General features: G+C 59.0%; 4 protein-coding genes and 1 tRNA gene. 1 reads left to right on the top strand and 4 read right to left on the bottom strand.

Going from position 1 to position 4,990, the window contains the following annotated elements:
* Positions 1-147: 147 nt before the first annotated feature.
* The 4 genes from ABYA88_RS15265 to rpsU all read right to left on the bottom strand — a co-directional run bounded on the left by ABYA88_RS15265 (position 148) and on the right by rpsU (position 4,650).
* Positions 148-224 (bottom strand) — tRNA-Ile (locus tag ABYA88_RS15265).
* Between the two features lie 109 nt (positions 225-333).
* Positions 334-2,187, bottom strand: coding sequence for an RNA polymerase sigma factor RpoD (gene rpoD, locus ABYA88_RS15260; protein WP_373188244.1), 1,854 nt, complete (start codon positions 2,185-2,187; stop codon positions 334-336).
* Between the two features lie 88 nt (positions 2,188-2,275).
* Complete coding sequence (dnaG, locus tag ABYA88_RS15255; RefSeq protein ID WP_373188243.1) at positions 2,276-4,189, bottom strand: DNA primase; 1,914 nt, start codon at positions 4,187-4,189, stop codon at positions 2,276-2,278.
* A gap of 245 nt (positions 4,190-4,434) precedes the next feature.
* Complete coding sequence (gene rpsU, locus ABYA88_RS15250) at positions 4,435-4,650, bottom strand: 30S ribosomal protein S21 (RefSeq protein ID WP_022961595.1); 216 nt, start codon at positions 4,648-4,650, stop codon at positions 4,435-4,437.
* A gap of 260 nt (positions 4,651-4,910) precedes the next feature.
* Here rpsU and ABYA88_RS15245 point away from each other — a divergent pair.
* On the top strand, positions 4,911-4,990 hold an 80-nt coding region (locus ABYA88_RS15245; protein ID WP_373188245.1), incomplete at its 3' end, for a hypothetical protein.

Below are 4,990 nucleotides of genomic sequence, written 5' to 3'. Positions count from 1 at the left end.
TTAGGGATCTACAACCAAATCATGGGTTCATGCATAACTGGGAAGCACGCGAAGTCGGCCAAATGAGGTCGCAATTGTTACCATAGTGTGGCCAAACCGGCCAATCTATGGGTGCAAGAACACGTGCAAGGAAAACCGGGGTAAAAATGGTGGGCCCAGTAGGACTTGAACCTACGACCAAGCGATTATGAGTCGCCTGCTCTGACCAACTGAGCTATGGGCCCACAGAAGGAACGCGAATTATACGGATTGGTGTCGCTGCTGACCATAGCTTTGGCGACCTGAAACGAAAACGCCCGGCACTGGCCGGGCGTTTCGTTTGCTGCGAAGGGCTTACTCGTCGAGGAAGCTGCGCAGGTGATCGCTGCGGGTAGGGTGCCGCAACTTGCGCAGCGCCTTGGCCTCGATCTGACGGATCCGCTCGCGGGTCACGTCGAACTGCTTGCCCACTTCTTCCAGCGTATGGTCGGTATTCATGTCGATACCGAAACGCATGCGCAGGACCTTGGCTTCCCGTGCGGTAAGGCCGGAGAGCACATCACGAGTCGCTTCCTTGAGGCTCTCCACGGTCGCCATGTCGATCGGCGATTCCATGGTCGAATCCTCGATGAAGTCGCCCAGATGCGAATCTTCGTCGTCACCGATCGGCGTTTCCATGGAGATCGGCTCCTTGGCGATCTTGAGTACCTTGCGGATCTTGTCCTCGGGCATCTCCATGCGCTCGCCCAGCTCTTCCGGCGTCGGTTCGCGACCCATCTCCTGCAGCATCTGGCGGGAGATGCGGTTGAGCTTGTTGATCGTCTCGATCATGTGCACCGGAATACGGATGGTGCGGGCCTGGTCGGCGATCGAGCGGGTAATGGCCTGCCGGATCCACCATGTGGCGTAGGTCGAGAACTTATAGCCGCGGCGGTATTCAAACTTGTCGACAGCCTTCATCAGGCCGATGTTGCCTTCCTGGATCAGGTCGAGAAATTGCAGACCGCGGTTGGTGTACTTCTTGGCGATCGAGATAACCAGTCGCAGGTTGGCCTCGACCATTTCCTTCTTGGCGCGACGGGCACGGGCTTCACCGATCGACATGCGACGGTTGATGTCCTTGACCTCAGTAATGGTCAGTTCAGCTTCCTGCGCCAGCGTAGCCAGTTTCTTCTGGGCGCGGATAATGTCGGGCTTGCGTTCTTCCAGAGCCTCGGCATAGCGCGGCTTGTCAGCCAGCAGCTGGTCAACCCATTCGGTGTTGATTTCGTTGCCGGGGAAGCCGCGCAGAAAATCGGCACGCGGCATGCGCGCGTCACGGACGCACAGCTGCATGATGGCGCGTTCCTGAGCGCGGATCCGGTCCTGGGCGCCACGTACGCGCTGAACCAGCGCTTCGTATTGCTTGGGTATCAGCTTTATCGGCATGAACAGCAGGGCCAGCTCTTCGAGCTCGGTAGTCGCCTGCTTGCTGCCACGACCGTGCTTTTTCAGGGCTTTCTTGGTCTTGGCCAGCTGATCGCCAATCGCGGTAAAGCGCTGACGTGCGATCTCGGGATCCGGGCCGCCATCACCTTCTTCCTCGGCGCTGTCGTCGTCCTCTTCCTCTTCGTCGTCCTTCTCGCCTTTCTCAGGCTTGGCAGCAGGCGCTGGAGCCTGTTCGGCCGCAGGAGCGCCGCCGGAGAGTCCGTCGTCGTCGGGGTCGATGTAACCGCTGAAGATTTCCGTCAGTCGACCGCTCTCTTCAACTACACGATGGTAGTCGGCCAAGATGCCGTCAACGGTGCCGGGGAACATCGAGATTGCAGCCATGACTTCACGGATGCCTTCCTCGATCCGCTTGGCAATTTCGATTTCGCCTTCGCGGGTCAGCAGTTCCACAGTACCCATTTCGCGCATGTACATGCGCACCGGGTCAGTGGTCCGGCCAATGTCGCTCTCGACCGCGGCGAGGGCGGCTGCAGCCTCTTCGGCTGCGGCCTCATCCGCGTCGTTGTCTGCCAGGAGCAGAGCATCGGCATCGGGTGCTGTCTCAAAGACGGTGATTCCCATGTCGTTGATCATGCGGATGATGTCTTCGACCTGCTCCGGATCGGAAATATCTTCCGGGAGATGGTCGTTGACTTCCGCATAGGTCAAGTAGCCCTGCTCGCGACCGCGTGCGATGAGCTCTTTGAGACGGGATTGCTGTTGCGCTTTTCCGGACATAACAACCCTTGTGGATGCCGTGGTATACAAAAAAACAAGCTGCGGATTATACCCTGATTGCCGGCTGCAAAGCCAGTTGGGGTCCGGTTTACTTGTCGTTGATGTGCGTAGAGCTCCGCGTCAGAAGCCCGCGCAGTTCTTGCTTTTCCTCGGTGGTCAGCGGCATTTGCGCTGACTGGTCGAGGAGTTTCTGAATGCGTCTGTCGGTTTGTTGCGAGACCAGGTTGTTAATGGTGTCGAAAAACTGTTGTTCAAGGTTTGCGCTGGGAATATTCAATAGCCATTCCTTCTCGGCCAGCGCGCTCAGTTGGTTGCCCATCTCGGTCCCGTGCCAGCGGGCGAGCAATTGAACAGTACTGAGTGTAGGCGTTTTCTGCAGGGCATCAATTAACGCCACGAGTAATTGAGCCTGTTCGCTTTCTTCGTTGGCGAACTGGTTGGCTTCCTTTACCAGGCCGGCCAGTTGCGGATGATGCAGCAACGTACGTGCAGCGGTCAGTAGCGGACTTTCCACGCCACTGCGCTCGGTGCCGCGCTTGCGCTGGAAGCGCGCTTCAGGCGCCCGTTGTCTTGGCGGCCGCTGCGAGGCCGCTGATGACACGCTTTCGGGGATATAGTATTCGTCCTCGTCACGCTCGCCCATCATCTCATCGGGTATGTTGGCGTAGTGGCCGATGCTGGGGTCGGCTGTAGCTACGGCTTGTTTCGGCACGCTGTCCAGGTCCATGCCGGTCAACTTTTCCAGCTGTTGGCGCAGCAGACGACGCAGCATGCTGCCCGGGACCTGTTCGATCAATGGCAAGGCCAGGGTCGCCAGGTGCGCCTTGCCTTCCAGGCTGTCCGGGCTGGCTTCTTCGGCCAGGTGACGGAACAGATAATCGGTCAGCGGCTGAGCCTGCTGAGCCATTCGTGCGCGGAATGCATCCTGGCCCTCACTGCGTATCAGCGAATCCGGGTCCTGCCCCTCTGGCAGAAACAGGAAGCGTACGTGGCGGCCGTCTTCCATCACCGGCAGGCAGGCATTCAAGGCGCGCCATGCGGCCTGGATGCCGGCCCGATCTCCGTCAAAGCAGAATACGACCGCATTGACGATGCGAAAGAGTCGCTTGAGATGATCCTCGCTGGTCGCCGTGCCGAGCGTGGCAACCGCATTGGTTACGCCGTGCTGGGCCAGGGCGATTACGTCCATGTAGCCCTCTACTACCAGTACATCGTCCAGTTGTCGGTTCGCCTGCCGTGCCTCGTACAGCCCGTACAGCTCCTGCCCCTTGTGATACACCGGGGTTTCCGGGCTGTTCAGGTACTTGGGTTTGTCGTCCCCCAGCACCCGCCCGCCGAAGCCTAGCGTGCGGCCACGGCTGTCGCGAATCGGAAAAATGATCCGGTCACGAAAGCGGTCATAGCGCTTGCCGCTGTCGGGATTCTCCACGACCAGGCCGGCCTCGATCAGCGCCTTGACCTCGGTGGAGTCGGTGGTCAAATGCCCCATCAGGTTGTCCCAGCCGGGCGGTGCAAAGCCGATGTCGTAGCGCTTGGCAATCTGGCCGGTCAATCCTCGCTGCTTCAGGTAGGTGACCGCGCGCTCGCGCTTGGGATGGTGGCGCAGTTGCTGTCGATAAAACGCCGCGGCCTGTTCCAGTAATGCGTATAACGGACTGTCCTTGCGCGGCTGGCTTGCCTGGCGTGAGCCGGGGCGGACCTCTTCGCGCGGAACGTCGACACCTGCCTGGCGCGCCAGCTCTTCCACCGCCTGGGGGAAATCCAGGCGCTCGAAATCCATCACGAAGCTCAGCGCGTTACCGCCCGCGCCGCAGCCGAAACAGTAATAGAACTGCTTGTCGGGACTAACGCTGAACGACGGAGATTTTTCGTCATGGAACGGGCAGAGGGCGGAGAAATTCTTGCCGGTCTTCTTCAATTTCAGGCGCGAGCCTACTACCTCGAGGATGTCGGTCCGGCCGAGGAGGTCATCAATGAAGCCTTGGGGAATCAATCCCGCCATCAGAACTGCCTTGCGAAGTCGTCGGGTTGGTTGCCGTGACACATGCCAGGCAGCCAGTACCCGTGCCGGCTCGGAGCACTATAGCAGTGCGCTAAAACAGCGCAACGCAAAAATCCAGCCAATTCCTTATGCTTCGGAAGGCCGGACAGATGCGCAGAACCAGATATTTTCAATCCGCTTGAATCGAGCCGCTAAAGCGGCGATTCGTCGGGCCTGTCAGGGCCCGTAGACGGACAGGCCGGTACTTAGTACAGGCGTACGTGGCGACGCTGTTCGCGCTGCAGCTTCTTGGCGTGACGCTTGACAGCGGCGGCAGCCTTACGCTTGCGTTCGGTAGTGGGCTTTTCGTAAAACTCGCGGCGGCGGACTTCAGCCAGCACACCAGCTTTCTCGCAGGAGCGCTTGAAACGGCGCAGTGCGACGTCGAAGGGTTCGTTCTCTTTCAATTTGACGGCAGGCATTTCGTACCTTTTCTCAAAGTTCAACTGTGAGTCAAGCTTCCGGCCTGGGCCAGAAGCGATTGCATTTCAAGGGGAGCGGATGTTAACCCCTATAAACGGAAAATGCAAAACAAGATTGGGTTAAAACAAGGGAGCTCCGAGCGGATTCCGGATGAGCGGTGCACTCAGGGCGGGGGCCCGCCCCGGAAAAACTGGCCCGCAGCCCGCAGGAATATTATCATGCGCAGCCACTCCAACAGCTGATTGCAGCAAGGACCCTAATGCGCGTTCTGGGTATTGAAACCTCCTGTGATGAAACCGGCATCGCTCTGTACGACAGTGAGCGAGGCTTGTTGGCTGA

Source organism: Halopseudomonas sp. (assembly GCF_041579695.1).
GTDB lineage: Bacteria > Pseudomonadota > Gammaproteobacteria > Pseudomonadales > Pseudomonadaceae > Halopseudomonas.
This window is presented reverse-complemented; position numbering and strand designations above follow the sequence as displayed.